This window comes from Paenibacillus sp. JT22N7 (genome assembly GCF_059383875.1).
Map to the genome: position 1 here is coordinate 1 of NZ_JBXENY010000011.1, position 26,019 is coordinate 26,019.

Below are 26,019 nucleotides of genomic sequence, written 5' to 3' on the forward strand. Positions count from 1 at the left end.
GTTCGGGGTGGAAGCGCAGCAATGCGTGCAGCTGACGAATACTAATCGGTCGAGGGCTTATCCTAATAACACGCTAAAGTTTCAGACTTTGTCTTTCGCATCCAGTTTTCAATGTGCAACACACATTGATTGGTTTTAAACGTGATCATGGCCCGTTGGTCAAGTGGTTAAGACACCTCCCTTTCACGGAGGTAACAGGGGTTCGAGTCCCCTACGGGTCACCATACCATTTTCGGAGGCTTAGCTCAGCTGGGAGAGCATCTGCCTTACAAGCAGAGGGTCGGGGGTTCGATCCCCTCAGCCTCCACCATTATGATTTTGAATACGGAGCTGTGGTGTAGAGGCCTAACATGCCTGCCTGTCACGCAGGAGACCGCGAGTTCGAATCTCGTCAGCTCCGCCATTCTTTCATTTTGTGCCGTTGTAGCTCAATTGGTAGAGCAACTGACTTGTAATCAGTAGGTTGGGGGTTCAAGTCCTCTCGACGGCACCATCTTTTTTCAAAAAAATATGCGGTCGTGGCGGAATTGGCAGACGCGCTAGATTCAGGTTCTAGTGGTGTAACAGCCGTGGAGGTTCGAGTCCTCTCGACCGCACCATATTTTTTTGCGGACGTGGCTCAGTGGTAGAGCATCGCCTTGCCAAGGCGAGGGTCGCGAGTTCGAATCTCGTCGTCCGCTCCATTTTTGTTTCGGGACGTAGCTCAGCTTGGTAGAGCACCTGGTTTGGGACCAGGGGGTCGCATGTTCAAATCGTGTCGTCCCGACCATTATAAGTTTTACAGCATGTCTGAACTTGCTCGGTAATTGGAGCGCAAGAGCAGGCTTTTTTATTTGCCCGATAATAGATCAGCGTAACAGCTGTTACATATGAAAGAAGCTTGCAATTCCACTTCAAGAGTGGCTCTGCAAGCTTCTTTTTTATTGGAATAAATGTGCTTAAAGCAGTAGGCTAGTTAGCCGCAGCAATCGGGTTTCTAATGACTTTAACTTCGTAGAAGGTAATTGTATTGGAAATAATATAGTCCGGTGTTCCACCACGACGAGAATGAGCTTCACGGAAAGCGTCGCTGCGAGTCCAAGCTTGGAAATCATCTTTCGTGTTCCAGCGTGTTACAATGGATACTTCCTCATAATCTTTCGTTTTCTCTGTCAGCAAAACCTCAAGGCCAAGGAATCCCTCTGCTTTCTCTACATCGCCAACACGGTCGAAGCGCTCAATCAGCTTATGGGCATTGCCTTTTGTAATATGGGATGCATTTGTTACAATAATCATTTTGGTGTCCTCCTGATTTTTTCTTGGATTCGGGATAATAAGGGGATAACCTTCATCAAATTTGATACGGGCATCCATGTTATACACATCTTTTAAAAACTCTGAAGTTAGTACGGTTTGGGGTTCCCCTGTCATGGCAATTAATCCGCGTTTCATAGCAATCATATGGTCACAGTATGCAGCTGCTTGCTGGAGGTCATGTAAAACCATAACAATTGTAATCTGATGATCCCGATTAATCTGCTGCAGCATCTCCATTACATCGAATTGATGGGCAATATCGAGATAAGTAGTAGGCTCGTCGAGCAGAAGAATATTCGTTTTTTGCGCCAAAGCCATTGCGATTCGCGCTTTTTGCTGTTCACCTCCAGATAAAGTGTAAAACATTTGATGCTGGTAACGCTTAGTGCCGGTAATCTTTAGGGCCCAATCGATGATGTCATTGTCTTCGTGTGTCATTTTGTTTTTGAACATAGGCTTATGAGGTGAGCGCCCAAAGGAAACGAGTTCACGTACCGTTAGGTCGGGAATCATTTCTTTGGATTGCGTAAGCATAGCAATATCTTTGGCAAAATCTTTGGATTTGTAGGTTTTAAGCGGCTTCTGATTAATAAATACTTCGCCTTTGTCTGGCGTAAGCAGCTTGGTGATGACCTTCAGCATTGTCGATTTGCCTGATCCATTAGGACCAACGATGGCCGTGATTTTTCCAGAAGGGATAATCATATTGGCATCTTCCATTTCGAAAGCGCCGACGGATAAGCCTACATTTTCAATATGAATAGCAGCATTCATCGTATTGCCCCCTTTTTACGTAATAGATAAAGAAAGAATGGTGCTCCCAGACAGGCAAGAAGGATGCCTACAGGAAGCTCAATCGGATCAAACCAGGTACGTGCGAATGTATCTGCTAAAACGACTAAAGATGCTCCACCGACTATAGAAAGCGGAAGGAGAAAGCGGTAGTCGTCTCCGATAATTAAACGAACGGCATGTGGGACGACGAGTCCAACAAAACCAATTAGCCCCGCGACGCTGACGGCAGCTCCGGCTAACAATGCAGCCAAAATAATGAGCAGGAAGCGCTGGATTTGAACTTTTTGGCCAAGCAGTTGGGCGGAGTCATCGCCTAGCAGCAGCACATTGGCTGGCTTAATCGCCAGAAAGCAGAGCAGCAAACCGACAATGGCATAAGGCGCCATAAAGGAGAGATGGCTCCAGCTTCTTCCGTTCAGCCCACCAGCAAGCCAAGGTAGAACCGATTGTACGCGGTCGCTATAGACGACCATAAGTCCGTTTGTTACAGCGCCGAGCAGTGCATTAATGGCTACGCCTGCGAGTACGATTTTGATAGGCGATGTCCCTTTGTCCCATGCGCTCAAATAGATCAGCAGGCAAGTAATGCTTGCACCTAAAAAGGCTGCTATTGGCAGCATATAGCCAAGCTGCGGAAGAACGACCATCGTGATGACAGCTGCAAGTCCGCCGCCAGCGGAAACCCCAATAATGCCGGGATCCGCAAGGGGATTGCGCATTACGCCTTGCAGCAGAGCGCCTGATGCAGCTAGGCAAGCGCCTACCAGCAAACCAATAATAACGCGCGGCATTCTTAAATTCATAATGATGGTTTCGTAACGGGGATCGGCATCGGAGGTGAGAACCTGGCCAATCTCTTTTAAAGTAATAGGAACAGACCCGTAAACGAGACCGAAATAAGTAACAAGTAGCAAAATAATAGGCGCAATTAGGATAGACCATTTGCGCCGGCGGCTTCGCTGAGTTTTATTCATGGCTGCTTCTTCGCTCCATCTAGCATTTCAATCATAAGGGTGAGCGCATCTGTTACACGCGTCCCCGGGTTTGTGCCGAACAGGTCGGCAGGCAGCACTTCGATGGCATTATTTTTTACAGCATCAAGTCCATTCCAGGCAGCATTGCTTTGCATTTCCTTTAGGAAGGCATCTTTTACCTGATCCGGGTTGCCATGTGTCATAATCATGACAACTTGTGGATTAGACTGAACAATTCTTTCTGAATTGAGCTGAGCATATTGTGGATAGCTTTGAAGCGCTTCATAATCCGAGGCGATATTTTGTCCGCCAGCCATCTCCAAAATGTTGCCGCTGAGAGAGTTGGGCAGTGCGGCCATAAAGGTACCCGGAGCGCCGTATACTAATAAAGCCCGCGTCTTATTCGTGCTGGCATTTGCTGCAATTTGGCTGAGCTTGCCATCGATTTCGGCAATAAGCTCTTCAGCCCGCGACTGTTTTTGCAGAAGCTGGCCTAACAGCGCAATTTGTTTTTTAATATCGTCTATAGAATTGGCAGAGGAGAGCACCATCTTGGCCCCAATGCTTTCGATAGTCGGTATATCCTTCGTATTCATAGGATTGTTGCCGAGAACGACATCCGCTTTCAAAAAGGCGATTTTCTCCAGATCGACCTCATGGGTAGATCCGATTTGTTCCACGGCCTCTGCTTCTTCGTTGGCTAATGGAACGGAGGAGGTAGGACGGCCGACGAGTGTTCCCCCTAGGGCATAAACAATATCGGCTTCACCATTGCTTAACGCTACAATATGCGAAGGGACAGCAGCAAATGTTAGTTGCCTTCCTGCAAAATCGGTTATGGCCACCGCATTTTGTTTCCCAGCATGACTTGCAACCCCTTGTGAGGCGGCTGAATTAACATTTTGTGAGCAACCTGGTGCGGCTAAGAGAAGCAGGGCCAGCATCACAGGGTATACAATTTTCATATAATCCTCCCAATCCGATATGATAATGATTATTATTATTATTAAAATAATGATATTGTAAATGATAATCAATGTCAATAAGAAATAAACAATATATAGAAAAAAATAATATTGGAGAAAGAAAATTTTAAATGTATATTTTTAAACAATAAATATTTATTTTACTCATAAAAATGAAATTAATATTATTTTTATGGTGATATAAAAATCATATCTTAAGCTTTAAAATCATTAAAAGAAAAATAAAACAAAAAAATATAGAAATAAGTGATTGACAAAATTAATACAGTTACGTTAATATCAAGTTGTCGGGCAGCTGATAAACAGTTTGCTAGGCATCCTGAGAGCTGTGAAGAGTATGATGAGCAGACTTAGGGGAGGGGAAGAAAAGGTATTTTTTTTAACACTCAATTGATAATGATAATCATTAACTTGATTGTTGTCTACCTTTTCTAAACTATTTTTTCCATACGACAGGAGAGGAGGAGAAAGACTTCATTCGTAAACTCCCAATATCAGCATTCTTAATTATTTGTTTTATGATTTTTCTTACAGCACCGGCAGCCTATGCGCAGAGCATGACAGACGGTACATATACGATTGATTATGTCATCAAGAAAGCTGAAGATGAATCAGCATCTATGGCAAATGATTATTGGGAAAAGCCTGCCAAGGTTATCGTTGAAAACGGAAAAATAACAGTGCAGCTGCAAATTAATCATAGTGCTTGGGTAACAGAGTTTAAAGTCCCTGGCGGTGGAGGATATGTGAACACGAAGATTATCAGCAGCAGTAAGGCTAATGATACGCGGGTTGTACAGTTCAGCGTAGATGATTTGTCCCAAACGATGCTGTCTAAAATTCATGTCACGGTTCCCGATATTGATTATGATCACGACTACACTATACGATTCGATTTTGATACGAATAGCCTGAAGCTTGTAAGCAAGGCAGAAACTCCTGCAAAAGTGGAGACCACTCCCAAACCTGCAGAGTCTGCAGCAACAAAGCCGACAGCCACGCCAACTCCTAAGGCGACTGCTTCCCCGAAAGCTACCAAGGCGCCTGCAATGGATGGAAATTCTGCGGAAGCAACAGCTACGCCGAAAGCTTCGGCTCAAGCAACGCCAACTGTTGCCGATGAAAAAGGTGGAGCTGACAGCGTAACGGAAAGCGCTATCCCATCATCGGCAGTGCCTCAGGAGACCGTCGCAAGCGCATCTCCTGAAGCAGTAGAGAAACCGGAAGCACCAGCTGATGAAGCAACTCCTGCAGTTGAAGCAACCGTTTCACCAGAGGCAGCTGCGAAGGCGGTTTTGGAAGCGGGAACAGACGAGTCTGTTGACACTTCCAGTGTATCTGAAACCGAAGGGACGGCTGAGGATGCAGGCAAGGCCAACGAAAATGATTCTGTAGAAGCCGCAGCAGAGGTAGAACCGCTTCAAGAGCGTTCTAATAATTGGGTAACACCAGTGACTGTTGTTGGTATCGTTGTTTTAGTAGGAGCTATTATGTATTTTTATCGGAAGAACAAAGCCAAAAACTAATAATAGGGAGTGTTTATAATTATGATTAAATCGTTCAAAAAAATGATGCCTTTGATGCTGTTGGTTATGGCTGTTGCACTAGTTGTTCAAGTAGGTTCTGCTTTTGCGGCAACTTCGCTAAACTTTACTGTGCTGAAACCAGATGGCACAGTTTCTTATGCTAATGCATATGCAAATAGCCCTGCAAGCCTTGCATCGGATAATAAAACAGTTACATTGTCTTTCTCTGGCGGCAGCTACATCAACTCGCTGAGCATTTCCAATGATGGTGGCGCTACTTACACTCTCGTTCCTGCAACTACTCTTTCAAACGGTGACAAACAATTTACTTTCGTAGTAAATGACCTTACTGCTCAAACAGTTGCTAAAATCCATGTTACAGTGCCACCATTCCCTGGTTACCCAGATGGCTACAACACAGTTCATGACATTAAATTCAGCTGGGATCTGTAAGACCATTCGCACAAATTAAACACAGATAGAGTACAAAGAACGGTCTGATTTATCCAGACCGTTCTTTTGCCGGGTAAATCAGTATGTTAGAAAATTACAAAGTCTTGCAAGCGAGACATAGAGTTAGTGGAAATAAATGAACCGTTAAAAGGAGAGTAAGCAGGGTGAAAAAGCAATATACAAAAGTGGTGGCATTGCTTCTTGCATTAGTGTTAATGCTGCAAGTAGCAAGCATAGGTCCAATTGCTCAAGCGGCAGCTACAACGGTGCCAGATGGAGAGTATCCGATCAACTTTCGTTATTTGAAAGACAACACAAATGAAACCTCGATTTTAGAATCGATGGTCGTCGTACCTAATACAGGCAAACTGATAGTGAAAGATGGCAAGGCTCAATTTGAAAATGAATTTTTTAAATATACAGCATTTCAACATTTTTCTGCACGTATGGAAGGCCAAGCGAAGGCAACTATAAATGGTCAAACCGTCACAGGTATGGATGGCTACAAAACAGTAACGCCGACCTTGCTTGGTGATGGAACGAACCCGGATGCTGTTAAAGCGCGGATCGATATAGCTGACTTGAGCCAGCGCCAGGATATTCTGGTGCATATCGTTCTACCGGCTGCAAATTATGATAGTTGGTACAACCTGCAGCTCGATTTGGATACAACAACGCTTCCTACTGGTCCAGTAGATGGTGGTGTTGACAATGGCAGCGGTAGTGAAACAGTAACACTTGAAAAGTTGAATGAGCTTTTCACAGTTACCAGATCCGTCTATGAAAGCACTTATGAAGGCACAGGAGATGGGTTTTATCCTGTTGGCTCCAAAACAAAGCTTTATAATGCAATTCAAATGGCAGATGGTATCGCTGCATCAGCAGGCGGCAATATTGAACTGATTAAAGCGGCCTACGCCATTCTAAATGAGGCTAAAAAAGAGTATGAGGCTGGACGAATTAGCGTCAGCAAAATTGCTTTGTTCCAAGGCATTACAGAGGCTGGTACATTCGCTGCTACTGTGAAAAATACGGGAACAGCAGATAACGGCAGCGGGACGAATATTGTAAGCGATGGAGAATATCCATATAATTCCGAGCTGAGTATGCAAAATGCTATTAATACGGCTAACAACATGGCTTATAATCGGGATGCTACCCAAAAACAAGTCGATGATGCCCTGCTTGCTTTGCAAAATGTAGAGAAAAACGTAAAAAACAGCCGCTACAATGCGCAGGTAATAGATCTCATTGTTTTGAACTCTCTTGGCAGCGATGCTGAAATTTCTGAATTCGCAGGAGATTTTGCTTCGCAAATTACATTGCTGCAAGGTAAATTAAAACATACAGTTGCTAATATTCCGTTTAAAACAGCGGTAGACGAGTCTGCTTTGAAAGCTTCTTTCCCATCGAGCGGAGGCGGATATTCTACTGCTATCTCTCCACCTTTTTATAAAGTAAACAGCCTTTCTGATGCAGACAAAACGATCTATCAGGTGGCTGTGAGAAACGATAATGCAACCGATAGTACATTCCAAGGGCTGTCATACTTGGTTTACAAAACAGATTCAGTTACAAAATCCGTATATTTGAGCTATAACTCGGAACAGTTTAAGACGCTAAGCGCTACTATTGAAGCAGCCCAATTGGTACATGATCAAGCGATTGTAGGCACAGAAGCTGGTCAATACGATAACAACACCATAGCAGCGCTTCAAACTGCTATTGAAACAGCTACAGCGAAAGCCGAGCAATTATCGGCTACAAGATTGCAATTAAACAGTGCCAACACAGCGCTGGAGCAAGCGGTGACAGCATTTAAAGCATCAGCAAACCGTCAGATTTATTTTGCGGCTCTACATGCAACTAATCAGGCATTTTCCAGCATGGACAGCTACTTCCTGAAACCAGCAAACGTAACTTCAGTTGACGGTTCCACCTTTGTAAGCTTTACAATCAAAGACAGCAGCATCGTTACAGCATTCAAAGTGAAGGAAAACGGCGTACTAGTTGATTCTACTATTGTAAGTACGGATACAACGGCTAATACTAGAGTAGTTAAGTTCAAAGTAAGTGATTTGACGGCGCTGTTGGACGCTCAGGTCCATATTTCCATGCCTACGGTCATTGACCCGAGATCAGGACAGCCTTATGAAGCGGATCACAACATTCGTTTGAGCTTTGGTACGGCGGATGCTACAGCTTTGAAAGCTAGCATAGCTGCAGCTCAAAAATTACATGATGAAGCAGCTGAGGGAACAGAAATTGATAAGTATCCAGCGCAGGCAAAAGCTAAATTATTAGCTGTAATTACTGCGGCGAAAGTAATTACAACTAACCCGATAGCAACAGAAGCACAAGTAAAAGACGGTAGTTCTGCTCTGGAACAGGCGGTTATTGCGTTTAAAGCTGCAAAAGTTCTAGGCAATGGCACCTACAGCCTCGTGTTTAAATCTTCTGATGAAGGCATTTCTGATCATTTGGAAGCATCAGGAGTTTTGACGTATAGTAACGGAAGCAACATTATTAGCTTCACTCCTAAAGCGGGAGTAACGATTAAGAAGCTGAAAAATAATGCTACAGGCGCTGAAATTCTTCCAATAGGCTCAACAAGTGGCGCAAACAATGCCGCTTCGCTGGCAAACGCTGTATTCTTGGCAGCAGTTATAACAGGTACGCCTGTTAAATTCGCTGTTCCAAATCTTACAGATACGTATTCGCTTGTTGTTGAAGTTAGCGGGGCAGCAACGGATGTGCAATATGCTGTTCAATTTGCCGACATTACCAAAACAGCTGATGCTCCTGTTACTGAACTGCCAGGAACGACTGTTCCAGGACAACTGGCAGACGGCAACTACTTCTTGCAGTTTGAAATCAAAAAATACGGAACAGATAATAAGTCCGTTATGCAGGATTATGTCATTTCCCCAGGACTGCTGAAAGTTTCGGGCGGCACAAAAACATTTTATATGACGCTTAAGCAGGACAAGGAAATTACAGGACTCAAATTTAACAATAACAGTGTTAGTGTTGAAAGCAGAGACACGGTAAATAACACGCGGGTTGTCTACTTCAATGTCCCAAATATCAATAATCGCATCGATGGCTGGGTCAAAATTGATTGGGCTGCTATGAATTATTTCCATGAGTATGATATTCAAATCGAGTTCTATCCTAACACTCTAGTAGCGACCGCTGGTTCTGTAGCACCTGGTGTAGGCGATGTGGAAGTCGTTGAGGAGAAAGATCCGAATGCAGGCAAAGATGATTTGAACGAGCCTGTTGTAACGGACTTCAAGGATATTCAAGGCCACTGGGCACAAGCATCTATTGAAAAAGCGCTGGAGCTTGGTATCGTCAAAGGTTATTCCGATGGCAAATTCCGTCCGAATGGCGTCATTACTCGCGCTGAGTTCGCCGTTCTGATCAGCCGGGCTTTGAAGCTCACGGATGGATCGACAAGTGCGACATTCAATGACAGCAAGCAAATCCCTGCATGGGCGAAGCCGCACATTGACCGTGCTGCGAAAGCAGGCTTGATTTCTGGCTATGCGAACGGAACATTCCTTCCAAGCAGAGAAATTAACCGTTCGGAGCTGGCCTCCATTATCGTTCGAGCAGCTAAGCTCGACATTGATGAGACGAACGAGCTAAGCTTCGCAGATGCTGCCTCGATTCCCGATTGGGCGAAAAATGACATTGCTGCTGCTGCAAAAGCTGGCTATGTACAAGGCAAAGGCGGTAATAAATTTGAACCGCTTGCTAACGCAACAAGAGCGGAAGCATTGACGCTGATCATGAAGCTTCTGGAAACGAAATAAGCAGGAAACATGAGCACGCAGGGAGATAAAGATAAAGGTACTTCCTGTATGTGAATCCTGCGGTTCATACACAAATGAAGCAAAGCTGACAAGGATGCCGGGAGACCGGTATCCTTGTCATGTTCTCATGAAGGGAGTTAGATAAACGGATGAATAACGCTTTTGGCAAAATGCTTGGACTGCTCGGATTGATGGCGCTGCTTCTGCTAGCTGCCTGCGCGGCAACAGGTGCTGATCCCGCTGCCAAGGAGCAGCAGGGAGCGGGCCAGTCCGCACAGGCTGAGCAAGCCGAGCAGGCCGAGCAGGAGAAGAATACGGCCGAGCCGGCTTCTTCTCCTGCAGCAGAGCAGCGGGTCGTATCAACAACCGTCGCGATTACGCAAATGCTGGATGCGCTTGAAGTGGAGCTTGTAGGCGTGCCGACCAGCTCCAAGACGCTGCCTGACCGCTATGACCAAGTGACAAGGGTAGGCAATCCGATGAGCCCAGATATGGAGCTCGTCAAATCGCTCAAGCCGACGGAAATATTGTCGGTGACGACGCTGGAGTATGACCTGAAGCCGATTTTTGAAGCGGCGGGGATGCAGGCTGATTTTCTCAACCTTACGAGTGTGGAAAGCATGAATAATGCTCTTAAAAAGCTGGGCGAGACGTACAATAAGCAAGCACAAGCGCAAGCTATCGTCGATAAGTTCGAACAGAAGGTGGCGGAGATTCATACGGCTACGGCTGAGAAGAAAAAGCCAAGCGTATTGATTTTGCTAGGCGTGCCCGGCAGTTATCTTGTTGCGACTGAGCATTCGTACATTGGCGATCTGGTTCGGCTTGCTGGCGGCGTCAACATTGTACAGGGTGAAAGTGTAGAGTATTTAGCATCCAACACGGAATATTTGCAGCAGTCGAATCCGGATGTGATTTTGCGTGCCGCCCATGGCATGCCGGAGGAAGTTGTGAAGATGTTCGATAAGGAGTTCCAGAAAAACGATATTTGGAAGCACTTCAGCGCCGTACAAAACGGCCGAGTATATGATTTGGAAGAAGCTTTATTCGGAACGACGGGTAATTTATACGCTGTAGATGCTATCGATGCTTTGATGGGAATGCTCTACCCATAAGCGAATACGGCGTGATGTGGCCCGGCAAGGTTCGGCTCGGGAACTTTTCATAAAGGACGTTGGTCATGATTAAGAAGGTTGGCAGTTTTATTGTCGTTATCGCTTTGCTGGTAGCCGCTATCATTTATTCCGCTATGACCGGGAGTATTAAGGTAGGCATTTTGGATTTGGTGCAGGGTTTATTTTCAGGAACGAATGATCAGGTAGAGGTTATAAAAGATTTGCGGTTTCCGCGTATTATCGTCTCTCTGCTGACAGGAGCTTCGCTTGCGGTGTCCGGCGTATTGCTTCAGGCCGTAATGAAAAATCCGCTTGCGGATGCAGGCGTGATTGGCATTTCATCGGGGGCAGGGCTAGTATCGCTGACTGTTGTAACGGTTTTTCCAGGGCTGTTTTTCTGGATGCCGCTGTTTTCCTTTTTCGGCGGTGCGCTGGCCTGCTACCTCGTTTATGCGCTGTCGTGGAAGTCGGGACTTAGCCCGTTGCGGCTTATTCTCGTCGGGATTGCCATTAATGCGACATTTACGGGACTCGGCCAGTCGTTTAATTATCGCGGCAGCTACGCGGTTACGAGCGTCAATCAGGCGATTTCATCGATTTTCACCATGAAGACGTGGACGGATGTGCAAATTATCGGGCTGTATGGCCTAATTGGCCTGCTGCTGTCCTTGCTGCTCAGTTCATGGTGCAATATGCTCAGCTTACAGGACAAAACGGCGAAAAATCTCGGGCTGCGGGTAACGCGGGCACGGCTGCTGATCTCGGTCGTAGCGGTGCTGCTCGCATCCGTAGCAACGGCCATTGGCGGCTTGATTGCTTTCGTCGGCCTGCTCGTTCCGCATATTGCGCGTACCTTGGTTGGCTCCGATCATAAGGTGCTTATTCCGTTTTCTGCGCTGGGCGGCGCCTTGCTGATTTTAGCAGCGGATACGCTCGGACGGACGGTGCTCGCGCCGACGGAAATTCCGGCTTCGATCATAATGACGATTATCGGCGGGCCATTCCTCATCTTTATGCTTAGAAGGAGTGAGCGCGTTTATGGAAATTAAACAGGTGACGTTCTCCTATGACAAAAAGTCAGACCAGCTTAAAAACATCAGCGATAAAATTGAAACGGGAAAAATAACGACGATTATCGGCCCAAATGGCTGCGGCAAATCGACGCTGCTCGGTATTTTATCGCAAAACTATGCGCCCGCTCATGGGGAGGTGCTGCTCGATGGCAAGTCGCTGGCCCAAATCAAGCCAAAGGAGCTAGCTAAAAAGCTTGCGGTCGTGCATCAGCAAAATGAGGCGCCTTACGATTTAACGGTGGAGCGGCTCGTCAGCTATGGTCGGCTGCCGCATCGCAGCTTCCTCGGACAGGCGAATGAGGAGGACGAGCGGGCGATTGAAGAGGCGCTTGACTCGACCAACCTGCAGCAGAAGCGCAGCCAGCGGCTCAATCAGCTTTCTGGCGGCGAGAAGCAGCGGGTATGGATTGCGATGGCGCTGGCGCAAAAAACGCCGATCTTGTTTCTGGATGAGCCGACGACCTTCCTCGATATGTATTACCAGATTGAAATATTGGAGCTGGTAAAGGCATTAAATCGGGAGCATGGCATGACTATCGTCATGGTACTCCATGACATTAATCAAGCAATCCGTTACAGCGACCGCATTGTCGTGATGAAAGCGGGCGAAATTGTAGCGAGCGGTACGCCGGAGGCTGTTATTACGAAGGAAATCGTAAAAGAAACGTATCAGGTTGATGTGCTGCTTAAGCAAGAAAGCGATACGGGGCTGTATGTTGTACCTGTCGGCATTTGAGCTCGTGATGGATTGAAACTCAGAGCCGAGGTGCAGGCGGGATGCCACACGCTAGAAAGTCGACAGTTCGAGCAGATGGATGCGCGGGCAGTCGGCTTTTATTTTTTTTCGCCGGCTGTAGTGGTAGAATAAGAGGAACAAATTAAGATGAGATAGTGAGGAATAAGCTTATGATACGTTTTGGCCTAATTGGCACCAATAAAATTACAGATTCCTTTATTGAAGCGGCACGCGGGCTGGAGGATTTTGCTTTAGCGGCCGTATATTCGCGAACGTCAGAGCGGGCGGCTGAATTTGCGAGTAAATATAATATCCCACATACGTTCACAGATTTGGAGGAGATGGCAAAGAGCGATCAGGTGGACGCTGTATATATCGCAAGCCCTACCTCGCATCATGCTCAGCATGCCATCACCTGCATGAAGCATGGCAAGCATGTGCTTGTCGAGAAGCCCATTGCTTCAAACGCCCGGGAAATGCGGGAAATGATCGCAGCGGCCAAAGAAAATAATGTGCTGCTTATGGAGGCGATGAAATCGACGTTCGTGCCGAACTTCGCAGTTATTCGCGAGCACCTGCCTAAGCTGGGAGCCATTCGGGGTTATTTTGCATCCTATTGTCAATATTCTTCGCGTTATGATGCTTACAAGGAAGGCAATGTCATGAACGCATTCAAGCCGGAGTTTTCGAATGGCTCGCTGATGGACATTGGCATTTACAGTGTTTACCCGCTGGTCTCATTGTTCGGCAAGCCGAATAAAGTAAAAGCAAGTGCCGTTATGCTGGAGTCCGGTGTGGACGGCAAGGGCAGTCTGCTGCTGCAATATGATGGAATGGATGCGGCCGTGCTGCACTCCAAAATTTCCAATTCCCAGCTTCCAGCGGAAATCCAAGGCGAAGCGGGCAATATGATCATTGAAAATATTAGCTACCCGAATCAGGTGCGCATCGAATACCGTAATGGCAAAGTGGAGGAGCTGACGGTGCCGCAGGCGGAAAATGTGATGGTGTATGAGGCTGAGGCATTTATTCGGCTCATTCAGAGCGGCCAGCATGAATCGGATATTAATACGCTTGCGAACTCGCTTGCTGTACTTGAGGTGCTGGATGAGGCGCGCAGCCAGATCGGGCTTGTTTTCCCTGCAGATCGGCTATAATATGGATGTAAGGAAGTAACTGGAATGTGGATGGACCTATTTTATAGAGATAAAGGAGACTTGGAATGAGCGATGCATTTGTAGTTCAATTGGAGAAATATGCTGAGATTATTGTGAAAATAGGTGTAAATGTCCAGCAGGGACAGGCGGTATTCGTGACGGGAGCGATTGAGGCGGCGCCTCTAGTGCGTCTCGTCGCAGAGAAGGCTTATGCAGCTGGAGCAAGCAATGTACATATTGATTGGACGGATGACCAGTTATCCAGATTAAAATATGAAAAAGCGGGCGCTGAAATTTTCGAGCATTTCCCGCAATGGGAAACAGCGAAGCGCCAGGAGTTTGTTGATAAGGGCGCCGCATTTATTTCAATCGTTTCCTCTAGCCCGGATTTGCTGAAAGGGATCGACACGCAGCGTATTTCCAACTACCAGAAGGCGGCGGGAGCAGGGCTGAAGGAGTTCCGCAGAGCGATTCAAGCGGACAAGGTGAGCTGGACAGTGGTTGCGGCAGCGGCCAAGGACTGGGCGAAGAAGGTGTTCCCGCAGGCGGAGGGCGAGCAAGCTGTCGAGCTGCTGTGGGAAGCGATTTTCAAGGCGGTGCGTCTGCATGCAGATGATCCGGTTGCGGCTTGGCAGGAGCATAACAGAGCGCTTGGAAGCAAGGGCGAGGCGCTGAACAACTACCATTTTAAAAAGCTGCATTACACCGCTCCGGGCACGGATTTGACAATTGAGCTGCATGACAAGCATCTATGGGTTGCGGCTGGCAGCGAAAACGAGCAAAATGTTCCGTTTATGGCGAATATGCCGACGGAGGAAGTGTTCACCGTGCCGCTGAAAACCGGCGTTAATGGTTATGTATCGAGCACAAAACCGCTCAGCTATGGCGGCAACATCATTGACCGCTTTAAGCTGACCTTTGAGAACGGCCGCATTGTAAAGGCCGAGGCGGAGGAAGGCGAAGCGATTTTGCAAAAGCTCATTGATACGGATGAGGGTGCGCGTTATTTGGGCGAGGTTGCACTGGTGCCGCATCATTCCCCGATTTCGGAGTCGAATATTTTGTTCTACAATACGCTGTTTGATGAAAATGCTTCGAACCATTTGGCGATCGGCAGCGGTTATGCCTTCAATATTGAAGGCGGCAAAAAAATGTCGCCAGAAGAGCTGGAAGCAAACGGCGTTAATGCGAGCTTGACACATAATGATTTCATGATTGGCTCTGCCGACATGGATATTGATGGCATTCAAGCCGACGGTACAGTCGTTCCTGTATTCCGCAAAGGCAACTGGGCGTTTTAAGACGTGAAAAATAAGCATGAAACAAAGATAGGCTCGGAGCTGCATGTTGCAGCTTCGGGCCTGTTTTTTCGTTTTGTTACCTGATCCGTGCATGATAGCGGTTAGGTTACCTCAGCTAAGCCTAGTATAGCTTGCCTTGGCGGTACAGAACCGTCGACAGCTTCATCACCGAATGATTATAGCAATTTTGCCGCAGCGTGAAGTTGGCGCTAAAGAAAGAGGGCAATATGGAGCCGAGTGTGCTTTGCATTTTCTCAAACAGCATGCGATGCACTTGCTCTTCCGTCAAATATTGCGTTTCACGTCCTTGCAGCCATTCGAAATAAGAGACGATAACGCCGCCAGCATTGGCCAAAATGTCGGGAATAATAATAACGCCATTGTCGGACAGCTTCTGGTCGGCTTCGCCCGTTATCGGCGCATTTGCCCCTTCGACGATGACCTTGGCTTTCACTTTATCTACATTATCCTCGCGAACCTGCTCCTCCAGCGCGGCCAGCACGAGCACATCGACATCCAGATACAGCACTTCCTCACGTTCCAAAATGTCTGCTTTGAGCTCAAGCTCAGCAAGCTCTTCCTTCGTCTTAGGCAAATCGCCTTGATGGTGATTAGCGAAGTCAATAAGTGCCGGAATCGATAGGCCATCGGCATTGTAAAGCGTTACATTGCGGTCGCTGACTGCCACGACCTTGTTGTTGAGATAGGTGCATTTATGCGCTTCCAACGCGGCGATGGAGCCGACATTGCCGAAGCCTTGAACGGCGATGGAAAGCGATTTTTCCGCTTGGGCGAGTACATTGGCAGCAAACGGATTAGAGCTGTTGGTCAAATAGCCACGGTGCACTTTAATAAAGTCATGCAGCATATAGCGGAACGTGAAATAAACGCCCTTGCCTGTCGCTTCCCGGCGTCCTAATGAGCCGCCGTTAATGACGCTTTTGCCGGTGAAGCTGCCGAGATACGGCTTGCCGGGATGGATATTTTTATATTCGGCCATCATCCAGTCCATCTCGCGTTCGCCGGTTCCCATATCGGGCGCGGGAATATCCTTTTCCGGGCCGAGAATATCGGTAAAATATTGGACGTATTTTTTGCATATAATGTATAGCTCTTTCGCTGAATAATGGCGCGGATTAATGCCGACGCCGCCTTTGCCGCCGCCGAACGGAACGTCGTGCAGCGCATTTTTGAGCGTCATCAAGGCTGCCAGATTGGTAACCTCTTCTTCATTTACGGACTCATGGAAACGAATGCCGCCTTTGTATGGGCCAAGTGTATCGTTATGCTGGATGCGGTAGGCCGGTATGCGAACGACGTCGCCATCATCCATCGTAATGCGTAAAAAAGCTTTATTCACCTTGTTTGGCGTGGATAAAATAGCAGCTAAAGACAGGAAAGCCTGATCCCGGTGCTTTCCTTGTAAATCGGACAAAAAGGAGGAGTCTCCCGATAATGCATGCAACGATTGCTGAACGATTGTGCCAGTTTGGTTTGCCATGTTTATTCGACCTCCAGTGTGGGTAACGAAGATTGTAGTACATGGAGCCGGGTGGGGCACCTACATCATTTTAACATAGCAAGGAGAGTAATCCAAAATGTAATATAGGTATTACGTAATAAAAATTATATTTTTTAGTGCTTAAAGCCTATTTCACAAATGGAAAATAATCCAAAAGTATGTTGAAATATGTCGCTTTCCTCGTTAACATGTACAGAGCAAGAGAAAATAACATTAGATAAATAGAGGGAGAAGTGAAAAGGTCATGGAACAACAATATCAAAATCAGAATGGCTATCAGCAGCAAAATCATTTGGCGGAGCCGGTAAGCTTTAAAGAGTGGATGATTACTATTCTGCTCTGCGCTATTCCGCTCGTGAACATTATTATGCTGTTCGTCTGGGCTTTTGGAGGCAATACAAAAATCAGCAAGTCGAACTATGCCAAGGCTTCATTGTTGTGGGCTGCAATCGGTATCGTTTTATACATTTTCTTTTTCTTAGTATTCGGTGCTGCTATTATAGCAGGCATTTCCGAAGGCAACTACTCTTAATAATATTTAAAGCAGCCTGCGTCAAGCAGGTAAACAAATGGCGCTCCAACCCGCTGCCATGCGGCGAGGGGCGTCTTTCATTTTGCCCAAATCATGCTATAATAAACGACAATGAAAGGCTATGAGACTGCGACGAAATAGAGGTGTTACGGATGGCGAAAAAAAATCGGCAGGCAGCAACGCAAGCGAGCAAGCCGAAAGCGGCCGCGGCAGATAGCCAGCAGGCTACCTTGAAGGATTTGCTGAGTGCTGATGTCCTGAGCAAGCTCAAGGAGCAGTCGAATGCGCTGAAGGCAGCGGAGGAGCAGAAGAAGCAGGATGCCGCCCAGAAGGCGAATGAAGCGCGGAAGCAGGAGCAGAAGCGGCTGGAAAATGATATGGAATATTTGCTGAACAACAGCAAGCCGGGCGACTGGAAAAAATACAAATAAAGAAGTATCGCGCTGTTGCCTGTCAGGCGCAATAAATACAAAAGGAATCATCGCTTCTGCCTGCGTGATTCCTTTTGTGTTTCGTATGCAGTTTATTTACTCGTTCTTGCAGAGTAGGCGTTTTTCGTTCACCAGGCTTCACGCCATTCCAGCTTCCCCGCAGCTGTTCGGGATTCATTAGTCCTCTTTGGGCCAGCTTTTGTCTTGCTTTCTTCGCTTTGCTCATTGCCATCTTCGTATTCCTCCTGTTTGCCTGCGTATGTGGTGCCCGAAACTTCAAAGCACCTGCTTCTATTATATGCTGAAAATGGTGCTTAGGAAAGGATCGGCTGCTTCCAATTGACAGAGTTTGCGGGCTGCGTTACAGTCAATAGACGAGCCAAAAAAGTAAGCGTCATCATAAATGACTGGCTAGACGTCAAAAATCAGGTGAAAATGTTCAATTAACCGTTATATTAGGCTGTTTAGCGCCTGCACAGCGGTTAACTTCGTTATACTGAATAGAGGCGCAAGCACATCATCTTGTATCTTGCTGTTGCGAAAAAAGAAAGGGTGAAGGAAATGTCCGTAGGCGTATTGGCACATTTATTTGGGAGCTTGTCTTACCGGGAGCTGGCTGAGAAGGTGGGCGCTGCCGGATTCAGCCATATCCAGCTGGCAATGTGGAAGGCTATTAATGATGTTGATTTAAATAAACCGGGCAAGCTGACTCCGGGGCTCGCGATGTCGATAGCGGAGGAGCTTCGCAAAAATGGCGTATCGATCTCCGTGCTTGGCTGCTATTTGCATTTCTTTGAGCGCGATGAGCAGAAGCTTCGCGAAAATATAGAGCGCTTTAAGGAGCTGATCCGCTACGCACGTCTGCTCGGCGCGCCTATGGTTGCTTTTGAGACGGGAACCCATCCAGACGGCGTTTATACGGAGCAGGACTGGAAGACACTTAAATCGACGGTTCAAGAGCTTATAGAGGAAGCGGAAAAATGGGGCGTATTCATTGGCATCGAGGCAGCCAGCAGCCATTTAATTGGCACGGCGGCGGAGCTGCACGCTTTTCTGCAACAGATTCCGTCCTCGCATGTTGGCGTCGTGATCGATCCAGGCAATTTGCTGACGACGGAAAACTTCGCCCGTCAGGATGAAGTGATTGAAGAAGCATTCGCCCTGCTTGGCGACCGGATTATTGGCGCTCACGCGAAGGACCGCAAACCCGATGCGAATGGAGAGCTGCAGACGGTTCCGGCGGGCTATGGCGAAATGAATTACAGCCTGTATATGCGCCTGCTTAATAAGTACAAGCCGGGCGTTCATATTATTATGGAGACGGCGAGCGAGGAGCAAATGGCGTTTTCTAAAAGCTATATTGAGCGCATTCGTTCAGAATACGCTTAGCTTTCAGGCATCCTTTTCATTCTCAATAGAATGAGCCTCAATAAGAAATAGGTGATTAATATGTGGAATGTAATAGTGCCTTATGTAATGCCTTTATTCATGGTTGTTATTATTACGACTTCTCTTATTAAATTAAGAAAAGAATATAAATATAAAGATGGAAAAGGAAAGAAAAGTATTCTTTTAAAGCTGGTTCTCTCATTGGCATTCACTTATTTAGTTATTATGCTTATAATAAATTTGTTTATGAATTATGAATAGTTAGGCGCTTAATAAAAAGGTTTGAATCTCTCTTGTAGAATATTCCCTGTTTTCGAGACAGGGACAACATAACTTGTAAGTTTCTAATAACCAGTCGTCGGTGATCCAACCAGCGGCTGGTTATTTATATTTAAATAATAATTGAATATACATACAAAAACACCTTCAAGAACAGCTCCTACATCTTACGACATAGGAGCATGTTTTGAAGGTGTTCGATTTTTCTTGCGCTTGTCGGAAAATCAAACGTGGCAATTTTGTACCCCTAATCTCTAAAGCTTAACATCCTTAACGAATTGCAGCAGCTCTTCGGACATTTTAGCGAGCGCTTGGGACGAGGAGGTGATTTCCTCCATCGTTGCGAGCTGCTGCTCGGTTGCGGCCGATACGCTTATTGCGCCGGAGGACGTTTCTTCTGCTACCTCGGCTACGCCTTGCAGGGAAGCCGCCAGCTTATTCGTATCCTCGGACATTTGCTGGGAGGCTTCGGATACCGAGTGGATTTGCAAGGTCACGGAATTAACGGCTTGCTTGATGTTGTTAAAGGACTCACCCGCCGCAGATACCGCTGCAATCCCTGCTTGTACGACTTCCTTGCCGTCATGAACGGATTGGACGGTACGCTCTGTATCCGACTGAATGGAACGGACGAGCACCGCAATTTGCTGGCTGGACTCAGTCGATTGCTCAGCCAGCTTGCGAACCTCTGCGGAGACGACAGCGAAGCCGCGTCCTGCTTCTCCCGCGCGTGCAGCTTCAATCGCGGCGTTAAGCGCCAGCAGATTCGTTTGCTGGGCAATGCCCGCGATTACCTCGACGATTTTGCCGATTTCATCGGAGCGTGAGCCTAAAATGCTAACGTCCTCCGCAATATTTTGCACCGTAGACTGAATATGGCCCATTTGCTCGACAGCGGATTGTACCGCCACTGTTCCATCTACGGCAGTCTGAGCAGCTGCCCGCGATTTCTCCGAAACCTGAAGGGCGCTCGCCGCAATGCCGCTCGCCTCCACTGACATATTGTTCACAAAAGCTACGCTTTCCTGAACAGCTTTAATTTGCTCCTCGGAGCCTCCTGCTACCTGCTCAATAATTTCAACGACCTGCTCGGTTGCTTTAGTCGTCTGTTCAGCCCCGGCAGTTAACTGCTCGGACGAAGCTGCAACTTGCAGTGCATTTTGTGACACTTGCTCAATCAAATGGCGTAAATTTTGCGACATCGAATTAAAAGATGCGGCTAAAACGCCTAGTTCATCACGATTTTTCACCTTAACGGCTTCGCTTGTCAAATCCCCATTCGCAATTCGCTCTGCGACGGCAGTAATTCGAACAATGGGCACCGTAATCATCCGGCTGATGAAATATGCAATAGCAAGGCCTACAACAATCGTGAGCAGCGAAATAATGAGAACCATCAGCTTCGTGCTTGCCACTTTGGACGAGGTGTCCTCCGAGCTTAGGCGAAGCACCTCTTCTTGTTCTAGAACGAAACGGTCTGCCGTTTCCATAAATTTACTGATAATCGGTTCGTTTTTGGCTGCGAGGCGCATATAATCCTCTACTTTATTCTGTTTCTTAAATTCAATCATTTCCTCGGCATTGCTCGTATAGCTTTGCTGAAGCAAATCGAGTCCTTGCAGCAGCAGCCAGTCATTTGAATCGGTTGTCATGCCCTGCAGCTGCTGGCTGACTTCATTATAACGACGAACGGAATCACGGTAGGCATCGATTTCCGCTTCGTCATTCATCAGAAGATAGCCTGTAATGTTCAAGTTTTCATTTTTAATAGCGAGGCTTAAATCTTTGACGAGACTGACACTATGGGCGCGTTCCTGAAGCAGCTTCTGATAGGTGCTGTTAATCGAGCCAATCTCCACATAGTTGAGAGTAGCGATCACAATGAGCAGCAGCAGAATCGAGAAAAATCCGCCGTAAAGCTTTTTACTAATCGTTAGTTTCATCGGTTATTGTCCTTTCCCCTAAGAAGCGGCATCTGCGAAAATTTCATTCGCGCCGTCCCGGAATTGTTTTGCGGCTTCAACCGGCGTAATTTGCCCAAGCAGCGTTTGATTTCTAATTTTGGTGAACAATGTGTTGATGCTGCTGGATGTTAGGGGAACTGGCGGATCAAGCGGGCTTGAATTTTTCTCAACTTCACCCATGTACGTGTATTGCTCTTTATCGGTTTCCTTCATTGTGCTGAGCAGATGCTCGCGCACCTTGGCTGTGGCAGGAACACCGCGTTCGCCAAGCAAAATTTCATTCGCTTCAAAATTGTTGAAGAAAAAGTCAACGAATAAAGCTGCTTCATCCTGCAGCTTCGTATAGGCAGAGATCGAGAAATACATCGAAGGCTTGACATAGTTTCCTTCAGAGCCGCCTTTAAAGGCTGGAAGCGGCAGCAGCTTCAATGCTTTGCCTGACAAGTTAGTAAAGGAGACGACGTTGTTGCTCGTCAGCCTATGGAAAGCAGCGAGTTGATTTGCGATAAGCGCATCTTTATCCGCTGAGCGGTCTTTAAGTAGGGCTACGCTTGCCATCAGACCTTCATCGATAAGCATTTTCTCCATCGTGAAGAAGTCGGATAAATATTCATCCTTATCATAGCCGAGCGAGCTGCCGTCCTTGGAATAGTAGCTTGCTCCCCGCTGTCTGAGGTAATAAGCAAAGTCGAGCGAATCCGTTCCGATTGGGACAAAGTCCGGCTCATTTATTTTTTCTTTAAGATCACGGGCTGTTTGAATGAAATCTTCATACGTATAGCCTGCTTCCGGAACGGGAACGCCAGCCTTTTCGAATATTTCCGGGTTATACATCATGCTTAGTGCATTTATGCCCGTAACGACGCCGTAAAGCTTGTCGTCTATTGTGCCTGTCGTGCGCGAGCTTGCATCAAGATCAGAAAGATCAAGCTTGCCGTTTGCAGCCAAATCATCCAGGGGCAATATCAGCTTGCGCTTGGCAAACTCATCTATATATTTATAGTCCATTTGGATGACATCAGGGAAGTCTTGATCAGCTGCTTTCATGGCGAGCAGTGTCCAATAGTCGGCGTTAGTTGCATCTACTGGTTCAACTTTAATAGTTGGATATTGCTTTTCAAATAAATCAATAACTTTAAGCGTTCTTTCACGTCTTCCATCATTGCCCCACCAATAAACTTTAAGCGTTTTTTGCCCATTTTCTGTTGCTTCAGACTGTGTAGTAGCGCCTTCATTCGTGCAGCCAGTAGCGATTAAAGCAACAATGACGACAGTAAGGATGATGAATCGGATTTTATGAGCTGTCTTCACTTATTTCCCCCTTGCGGCTTTTTTTGCCATTTATAAATTGTTTAATACTTACTATATCGGATTTACAATTTTTTTAATTAGAGCTGACATGTCCAACTTTATTGAACTGATGGCGAATACTATTTTGCTGCACTGTTCGCATAGGTATTAGAAGAAGACCTGGCATCGAAGCCGGGGGACGGCAACGAAGTGGAGCGCCTGCCAGCGGACGGCTTTCGGCCGTTTCACCTTGTCACAAGGGGAGGAATTTTCGATCGTGTCCATAGCAGGAAGCAATCAGCAGCTGATTATACCAGAGGGATTATCGTTCCAAAATGTGACCGAAACCCGCTTAACCTTTCAGGATGTCAGTGAGCGGATTTGCAGCTTTATTTCTAGCGATGTGCGGGCATCGTATCATTTTGTAGTGGGGACGGACAGCCAAGTATTTCGCGGGTATACGAAGTTTGTTACGGGGGTTGTCATTCACAGAATTGGAAATGGGGCCTGGGCCTGCTACCGCCAAACGGTTGTTCCCCGAGAAATGATGAAGCATAGAGAGAAGCTGACGCTGGAGACGGTTTTGTCGCAGGAGGTTGGCTATTATTTCAAGGATGGCGTGCTGAAGCGAATGGAGGATTTGCTGCTGCCTTATGTGTATCAAGGGGCCTCACTGGCGCATTTCATTGATATTGATGCTGGAACGGTGCCTTCTATTAATGAAACCTCGCTGTATGTGCAGGAAATGGTAGAGCGGGTGCAGGGAATGGGAACCTATGCCCCGCGGGTCAAGCCGGACTCTTATGCGGCTTCTTCCTACGCCAACCGTTTTACGAAAAAAGCGGTGCCCCGCTATAAGCGCAGGAGCCTGCTCTGAAGCAGCTATATTTCAGGCAAGTTTTCTTGCATATACTGTGGCACTTAGCTGCCCAGCATGGTATATTTCTGTTAGATCATAGGAATAGAAAGCAGGGATTATCGTGCGTATTGGGGCAATTGAGGCAGGCGGTACAAAATTTGTATGTGGTGTAGGCAATGAGCATGGCGTTATTGAGGATCGGGTAAGCTTCCCGACGGAAAAACCAGAAATAACGATGGCGAATGTAATCGACTATTTCAAGGACAAGCAGGTTGAGGCGATTGGCGTCGGCACATTCGGTCCGATTAATATTGATAAATCCAGCCCGCAATACGGGTTTGTTACAACGACACCTAAACCGGGCTGGGGGAACTTTGATTTTCTTGGCGCGCTGAAAGCGCATTATAACGTGCCTTATGGCTGGGATACAGATGTGAATGCGGCGGCTTACGGGGAAGCGGTGTGGGGTGCTGCTAAAGGTTTGGACAGCTGCATTTATTATACGATTGGCACTGGCGTAGGTGTAGGCGTTTATTCGGAGGGCAAGCTGGTCCATGGGCTTGTGCACCCGGAGGGCGGTCATATATTGACTCGCCGTCATCCTGAGGATACCTATGATGGTTTTTGCCCTTATCATGGCGACTGTCTGGAAGGCGTAGCGGCAGGTCCTGCTATTGAGAAGCGCTGGGGCGTCAAGGCAGTAGAGCTTCCGCCAGAGCATAAGGCGTGGGAGATGGAAGCTTTTTATATCGCACAGGCTGTAGCGGGCAGCATTTTGCTGCTGTCGCCTCGTAAAATTATTTTGGGCGGCGGTGTTATGCACCAATCGCAGCTGTTCCCGCTTATTCACGCCGAAGTGAAACGCGCCTTGAACGGTTATGTGCAGGCGTCGGAAATTTTGAACAACATTGAAAATTATATCGTATCGCCAGGACTAGGCGACAATGCCGGACTATGCGGCTCGCTTGCGCTTGGGCTTGACGCTTTGAAGAATAGCGGGAAATAAGCAGTCCATTAAAAGGAGACGGTCATGCAGAAACCATATGAATTACCTCGTGCAACACCGGAAAGTCAGGGAATAAGCTCGCAAGCTATTCGTTCTTTTTTGGCAGGCATTGCAGATAATAAGTTGGAGCTGCATGGCCTGATGCTTGTCCGGCATGGGCATGTAGTAGCCGAAGGGTGGTGGACGCCCTATCAAGCAGACAGGCAGCATATTGCTTACTCGCTCACTAAAAGCCTGAGTTCAATGGCGATTGGCTTTGCGGTGGAAGAAGGGCTGCTTTCCGTGGAGGATGCGGTGCTGGACTATTTTCCCGAGGAAGCGACCGAGGAGGTCAAAGCCAATATGGGCGGGCTTAAAATTCGCCATTTGCTTACGATGTCCACCGGACATACAAACGACACGGCACGCTTTGATATGTTCCAATCCTGGTTGTCGGATCACGTCACTCCCAAAGTAGGAGACCGGGCCGACCGCAATTGGATAAAAGGATTTTTCGAGCAGCCGATTGATCGTGAGCCAGGCACTTTTTTCCTCTACAACAGCGGGGCCAGCCATATGCTGTCAGCGCTTGTACAGCGGGTGAGCGGTCTTGATCTGCCGGACTATTTAATGCCGCGGCTGTTTGAGCCGCTCGGTATTGAGCGTCCAGCATGGGATGCGGCGCCTGATGGCGAAGCTACTGGGGGCTGGGGAGCCAGGCTGAAAACGGGGGATTGGGCGCGTTTTGGCCAAATGCTGCTGGATAAAGGCATGTTTAACGGCAAGCGGATTATTTCCGCCGAATGGATTGAACAGGCGACTGCCAAGCAGGTGGACAACATCAATCACGGGGACGTCGTAACAGGCTCCGGCACGGATTGGCAGCAGGGCTATGGCTATCAATTTTGGCAATGCAGACATGGCGCCTATAGAGGCGATGGGGCTTTCGGCCAATATTGCGTCGTCCTGCCGGAGCAGGATGCGGTAATTGCCATCAACAGCTTTGTGCAGGATATGCAGCTAGTGATGGACATGATGTGGGAGCATTTGCTGCCGGCCATGCTGCCGCATGCGCTGCCAGAAAATAAAGCTGAGCTGGCGGACTTGCGGGAGAAGCTGGGCAGCCTTGTTCTTGTGGAGCGCGCTGCGCAGCCACGCCCTCTATTTGCCGAAGGCACGATTCGTTATGAGGTAGAGCCAAACGTGGATGGGGTCACAGAGCTTAGCCTGACATTTGGCGGAGAAGTGACAACTTTAATGTGGAGCGATGCGGCAGGTGCGCATCGTCTGGACTCTGGTCATCAAGAATGGTATTATGGCAATGAGCTGGCCTATGAAGCCACAGCATCCCGTGCGACATGGCTGAGCAGCGACATGCTGGTTTTCGATATTTGCCGCGTCTTTACGCCTTATCATGACGAGGTAATATGTACATTCAGCGGCAGTCGTATTACGATCGCCTACAAGCATTTTGATTTTATAACCCGGCATGGCGAGCTTGCTGGCGAGCGGCTTTCAATCTAGCATTTGACGAC

Annotated in this window: 21 protein-coding genes and 7 tRNA genes; 21 read left to right on the plus strand and 7 right to left on the minus strand. The window is 47.4% G+C overall.

Annotated elements, in window-relative coordinates:
* Positions 1 to 149: 149 nt before the first annotated feature.
* From AC50Y5_RS25715 to AC50Y5_RS25745, 7 genes are all read left to right on the plus strand, one after another.
* Positions 150 to 224 (plus strand) — tRNA-Glu (locus AC50Y5_RS25715).
* A 10-nt stretch (positions 225 to 234) separates the two neighbouring features.
* Positions 235 to 310 (plus strand) — tRNA-Val (locus AC50Y5_RS25720).
* A gap of 16 nt (positions 311 to 326) precedes the next feature.
* A tRNA-Asp gene (locus AC50Y5_RS25725) sits at positions 327 to 403 on the plus strand.
* 14 nt (positions 404 to 417) lie between these two features.
* Positions 418 to 493 (plus strand) — tRNA-Thr (locus tag AC50Y5_RS25730).
* A gap of 19 nt (positions 494 to 512) precedes the next feature.
* Positions 513 to 599 (plus strand) — tRNA-Leu (locus AC50Y5_RS25735).
* 9 nt (positions 600 to 608) lie between these two features.
* Positions 609 to 683, plus strand: a tRNA-Gly gene (locus AC50Y5_RS25740).
* A gap of 9 nt (positions 684 to 692) precedes the next feature.
* A tRNA-Pro gene (locus tag AC50Y5_RS25745) sits at positions 693 to 769 on the plus strand.
* 182 nt (positions 770 to 951) lie between these two features.
* Here the strand turns inward: AC50Y5_RS25745 and isdG are convergent.
* Genes isdG through AC50Y5_RS25760 form a run of 3 tightly spaced genes read right to left on the minus strand, consistent with a single transcriptional unit; the run spans position 952 to position 4,030 of the window.
* Complete coding sequence (gene isdG, locus AC50Y5_RS25750) at positions 952 to 2,070, minus strand: heme oxygenase (protein WP_056037265.1); 1,119 nt, start codon at positions 2,068 to 2,070, stop codon at positions 952 to 954.
* Positions 2,067 to 3,065: a FecCD family ABC transporter permease gene (locus AC50Y5_RS25755; protein ID WP_056037262.1), complete on the minus strand. Its 999-nt coding sequence runs from the start codon at positions 3,063 to 3,065 to the stop codon at positions 2,067 to 2,069. Before AC50Y5_RS25755 ends, isdG begins: the two co-directional genes overlap by 4 nt.
* On the minus strand, positions 3,062 to 4,030 hold the full coding sequence (locus AC50Y5_RS25760) for an ABC transporter substrate-binding protein (RefSeq protein ID WP_494864149.1): 969 nt from the start codon (positions 4,028 to 4,030) through the stop codon (positions 3,062 to 3,064). Before AC50Y5_RS25760 ends, AC50Y5_RS25755 begins: the two co-directional genes overlap by 4 nt.
* A 512-nt stretch (positions 4,031 to 4,542) precedes the next feature.
* On the opposite strand from AC50Y5_RS25760, the gene isdC reads away from it, so the two are divergent.
* From isdC to AC50Y5_RS25800, 8 genes are all read left to right on the plus strand, one after another.
* Positions 4,543 to 5,577: a heme uptake protein IsdC gene (gene isdC, locus AC50Y5_RS25765; protein ID WP_494864303.1), complete on the plus strand. Its 1,035-nt coding sequence runs from the start codon at positions 4,543 to 4,545 to the stop codon at positions 5,575 to 5,577.
* Positions 5,578 to 5,598: 21 nt separating this feature from the next.
* On the plus strand, positions 5,599 to 6,030 hold the full coding sequence (locus AC50Y5_RS25770) for an NEAT domain-containing protein (protein ID WP_494864150.1): 432 nt from the start codon (positions 5,599 to 5,601) through the stop codon (positions 6,028 to 6,030).
* Between the two features lie 164 nt (positions 6,031 to 6,194).
* Positions 6,195 to 9,851, plus strand: a complete 3,657-nt coding sequence (locus tag AC50Y5_RS25775; RefSeq protein WP_494864151.1) for an NEAT domain-containing protein — start codon at positions 6,195 to 6,197, stop codon at positions 9,849 to 9,851.
* A gap of 149 nt (positions 9,852 to 10,000) precedes the next feature.
* A complete protein-coding gene (gene isdE / locus AC50Y5_RS25780) occupies positions 10,001 to 10,966 on the plus strand; it encodes a heme ABC transporter substrate-binding protein IsdE (protein WP_494864152.1) in 966 nt (321 codons plus the stop codon).
* Between the two features lie 65 nt (positions 10,967 to 11,031).
* A complete protein-coding gene (locus tag AC50Y5_RS25785) occupies positions 11,032 to 12,015 on the plus strand; it encodes a FecCD family ABC transporter permease (RefSeq protein ID WP_056037247.1) in 984 nt (327 codons plus the stop codon).
* Positions 12,005 to 12,775, plus strand: coding sequence for an ABC transporter ATP-binding protein (locus AC50Y5_RS25790; RefSeq protein ID WP_494864153.1), 771 nt, complete (start codon positions 12,005 to 12,007; stop codon positions 12,773 to 12,775). The genes AC50Y5_RS25785 and AC50Y5_RS25790 overlap by 11 nt, the downstream gene beginning before the upstream one ends.
* A gap of 170 nt (positions 12,776 to 12,945) precedes the next feature.
* Complete coding sequence (locus AC50Y5_RS25795; RefSeq protein WP_494864154.1) at positions 12,946 to 13,932, plus strand: Gfo/Idh/MocA family protein; 987 nt, start codon at positions 12,946 to 12,948, stop codon at positions 13,930 to 13,932.
* Between the two features lie 65 nt (positions 13,933 to 13,997).
* Positions 13,998 to 15,233: an aminopeptidase gene (locus tag AC50Y5_RS25800; RefSeq protein WP_056037236.1), complete on the plus strand. Its 1,236-nt coding sequence runs from the start codon at positions 13,998 to 14,000 to the stop codon at positions 15,231 to 15,233.
* A gap of 121 nt (positions 15,234 to 15,354) precedes the next feature.
* Here the strand turns inward: AC50Y5_RS25800 and AC50Y5_RS25805 are convergent, their stop codons facing one another.
* Positions 15,355 to 16,734 carry a Glu/Leu/Phe/Val family dehydrogenase gene (locus AC50Y5_RS25805; RefSeq protein ID WP_494864155.1) on the minus strand — a complete coding sequence of 460 codons (1,380 nt, stop codon included), beginning with the start codon at positions 16,732 to 16,734 and terminating at the stop codon, positions 15,355 to 15,357.
* Positions 16,735 to 16,999: 265 nt separating this feature from the next.
* Here AC50Y5_RS25805 and AC50Y5_RS25810 point away from each other — a divergent pair, with 265 nt between their 5' ends.
* Positions 17,000 to 17,287, plus strand: coding sequence for a hypothetical protein (locus AC50Y5_RS25810; RefSeq protein WP_056037229.1), 288 nt, complete (start codon positions 17,000 to 17,002; stop codon positions 17,285 to 17,287).
* A gap of 152 nt (positions 17,288 to 17,439) precedes the next feature.
* Positions 17,440 to 17,718, plus strand: coding sequence for a YqkE family protein (locus AC50Y5_RS25815; protein WP_494864156.1), 279 nt, complete (start codon positions 17,440 to 17,442; stop codon positions 17,716 to 17,718).
* A 22-nt stretch (positions 17,719 to 17,740) separates the two neighbouring features.
* On the opposite strand, the gene brfA is transcribed toward AC50Y5_RS25815, so the two are convergent.
* A complete protein-coding gene (brfA, locus tag AC50Y5_RS25820; RefSeq protein WP_056037222.1) occupies positions 17,741 to 17,950 on the minus strand; it encodes a ribosome rescue factor BrfA in 210 nt (69 codons plus the stop codon).
* Between the two features lie 329 nt (positions 17,951 to 18,279).
* Between brfA and AC50Y5_RS25825 the strand changes: the two genes are divergently transcribed.
* Positions 18,280 to 19,107, plus strand: coding sequence for a sugar phosphate isomerase/epimerase family protein (locus AC50Y5_RS25825; RefSeq protein ID WP_056037278.1), 828 nt, complete (start codon positions 18,280 to 18,282; stop codon positions 19,105 to 19,107).
* A gap of 533 nt (positions 19,108 to 19,640) precedes the next feature.
* On the opposite strand, the gene AC50Y5_RS25830 is transcribed toward AC50Y5_RS25825, so the two are convergent.
* Complete coding sequence (locus AC50Y5_RS25830) at positions 19,641 to 21,329, minus strand: methyl-accepting chemotaxis protein (RefSeq protein WP_056037220.1); 1,689 nt, start codon at positions 21,327 to 21,329, stop codon at positions 19,641 to 19,643.
* A gap of 18 nt (positions 21,330 to 21,347) precedes the next feature.
* Positions 21,348 to 22,661 carry an ABC transporter substrate-binding protein gene (locus AC50Y5_RS25835; protein WP_056037217.1) on the minus strand — a complete coding sequence of 438 codons (1,314 nt, stop codon included), beginning with the start codon at positions 22,659 to 22,661 and terminating at the stop codon, positions 21,348 to 21,350.
* Between the two features lie 256 nt (positions 22,662 to 22,917).
* Here AC50Y5_RS25835 and AC50Y5_RS25840 point away from each other — a divergent pair, with 256 nt between their 5' ends.
* The 3 genes from AC50Y5_RS25840 to AC50Y5_RS25850 all read left to right on the plus strand — a co-directional run bounded on the left by AC50Y5_RS25840 (position 22,918) and on the right by AC50Y5_RS25850 (position 26,008).
* A complete protein-coding gene (locus AC50Y5_RS25840; protein WP_494864157.1) occupies positions 22,918 to 23,517 on the plus strand; it encodes a ribonuclease H-like YkuK family protein in 600 nt (199 codons plus the stop codon).
* 103 nt (positions 23,518 to 23,620) lie between these two features.
* Positions 23,621 to 24,505 carry an ROK family protein gene (locus tag AC50Y5_RS25845; protein WP_056037214.1) on the plus strand — a complete coding sequence of 295 codons (885 nt, stop codon included), beginning with the start codon at positions 23,621 to 23,623 and terminating at the stop codon, positions 24,503 to 24,505.
* Between the two features lie 24 nt (positions 24,506 to 24,529).
* Positions 24,530 to 26,008 (plus strand): serine hydrolase domain-containing protein, encoded by a 1,479-nt coding sequence (locus tag AC50Y5_RS25850; RefSeq protein WP_056037210.1) that lies wholly within the window; start codon positions 24,530 to 24,532, stop codon positions 26,006 to 26,008.
* Positions 26,009 to 26,019 lie beyond the last annotated feature (11 nt).

Bases quoted from the DNA above. Each gene is read 5' to 3' on its own strand.
- isdG (WP_056037265.1), bottom strand. From the start codon at position 2,070: ATGAATGCTGCTATTCATATTGAAAATGTAGGCTTATCCGTCGGCGCT.
- isdE (WP_494864152.1), top strand. From the start codon at position 10,001: ATGAATAACGCTTTTGGCAAAATGCTTGGACTGCTCGGATTGATGGCG.
- AC50Y5_RS25760 (WP_494864149.1), bottom strand. From the start codon at position 4,030: ATGAAAATTGTATACCCTGTGATGCTGGCCCTGCTTCTCTTAGCCGCA.
- AC50Y5_RS25850 (WP_056037210.1), top strand. From the start codon at position 24,530: ATGCAGAAACCATATGAATTACCTCGTGCAACACCGGAAAGTCAGGGA.
- AC50Y5_RS25805 (WP_494864155.1), bottom strand. From the start codon at position 16,734: ATGGCAAACCAAACTGGCACAATCGTTCAGCAATCGTTGCATGCATTA.
- AC50Y5_RS25770 (WP_494864150.1), top strand. From the start codon at position 5,599: ATGATTAAATCGTTCAAAAAAATGATGCCTTTGATGCTGTTGGTTATG.
- AC50Y5_RS25755 (WP_056037262.1), bottom strand. From the start codon at position 3,065: ATGAATAAAACTCAGCGAAGCCGCCGGCGCAAATGGTCTATCCTAATT.
- AC50Y5_RS25800 (WP_056037236.1), top strand. From the start codon at position 13,998: ATGAGCGATGCATTTGTAGTTCAATTGGAGAAATATGCTGAGATTATT.
- AC50Y5_RS25830 (WP_056037220.1), bottom strand. From the start codon at position 21,329: ATGAAACTAACGATTAGTAAAAAGCTTTACGGCGGATTTTTCTCGATT.
- AC50Y5_RS25810 (WP_056037229.1), top strand. From the start codon at position 17,000: ATGGAACAACAATATCAAAATCAGAATGGCTATCAGCAGCAAAATCAT.
- AC50Y5_RS25795 (WP_494864154.1), top strand. From the start codon at position 12,946: ATGATACGTTTTGGCCTAATTGGCACCAATAAAATTACAGATTCCTTT.
- AC50Y5_RS25785 (WP_056037247.1), top strand. From the start codon at position 11,032: ATGATTAAGAAGGTTGGCAGTTTTATTGTCGTTATCGCTTTGCTGGTA.
- AC50Y5_RS25825 (WP_056037278.1), top strand. From the start codon at position 18,280: ATGTCCGTAGGCGTATTGGCACATTTATTTGGGAGCTTGTCTTACCGG.
- brfA (WP_056037222.1), bottom strand. From the start codon at position 17,950: ATGGCAATGAGCAAAGCGAAGAAAGCAAGACAAAAGCTGGCCCAAAGA.
- AC50Y5_RS25815 (WP_494864156.1), top strand. From the start codon at position 17,440: ATGGCGAAAAAAAATCGGCAGGCAGCAACGCAAGCGAGCAAGCCGAAA.
- AC50Y5_RS25790 (WP_494864153.1), top strand. From the start codon at position 12,005: ATGGAAATTAAACAGGTGACGTTCTCCTATGACAAAAAGTCAGACCAG.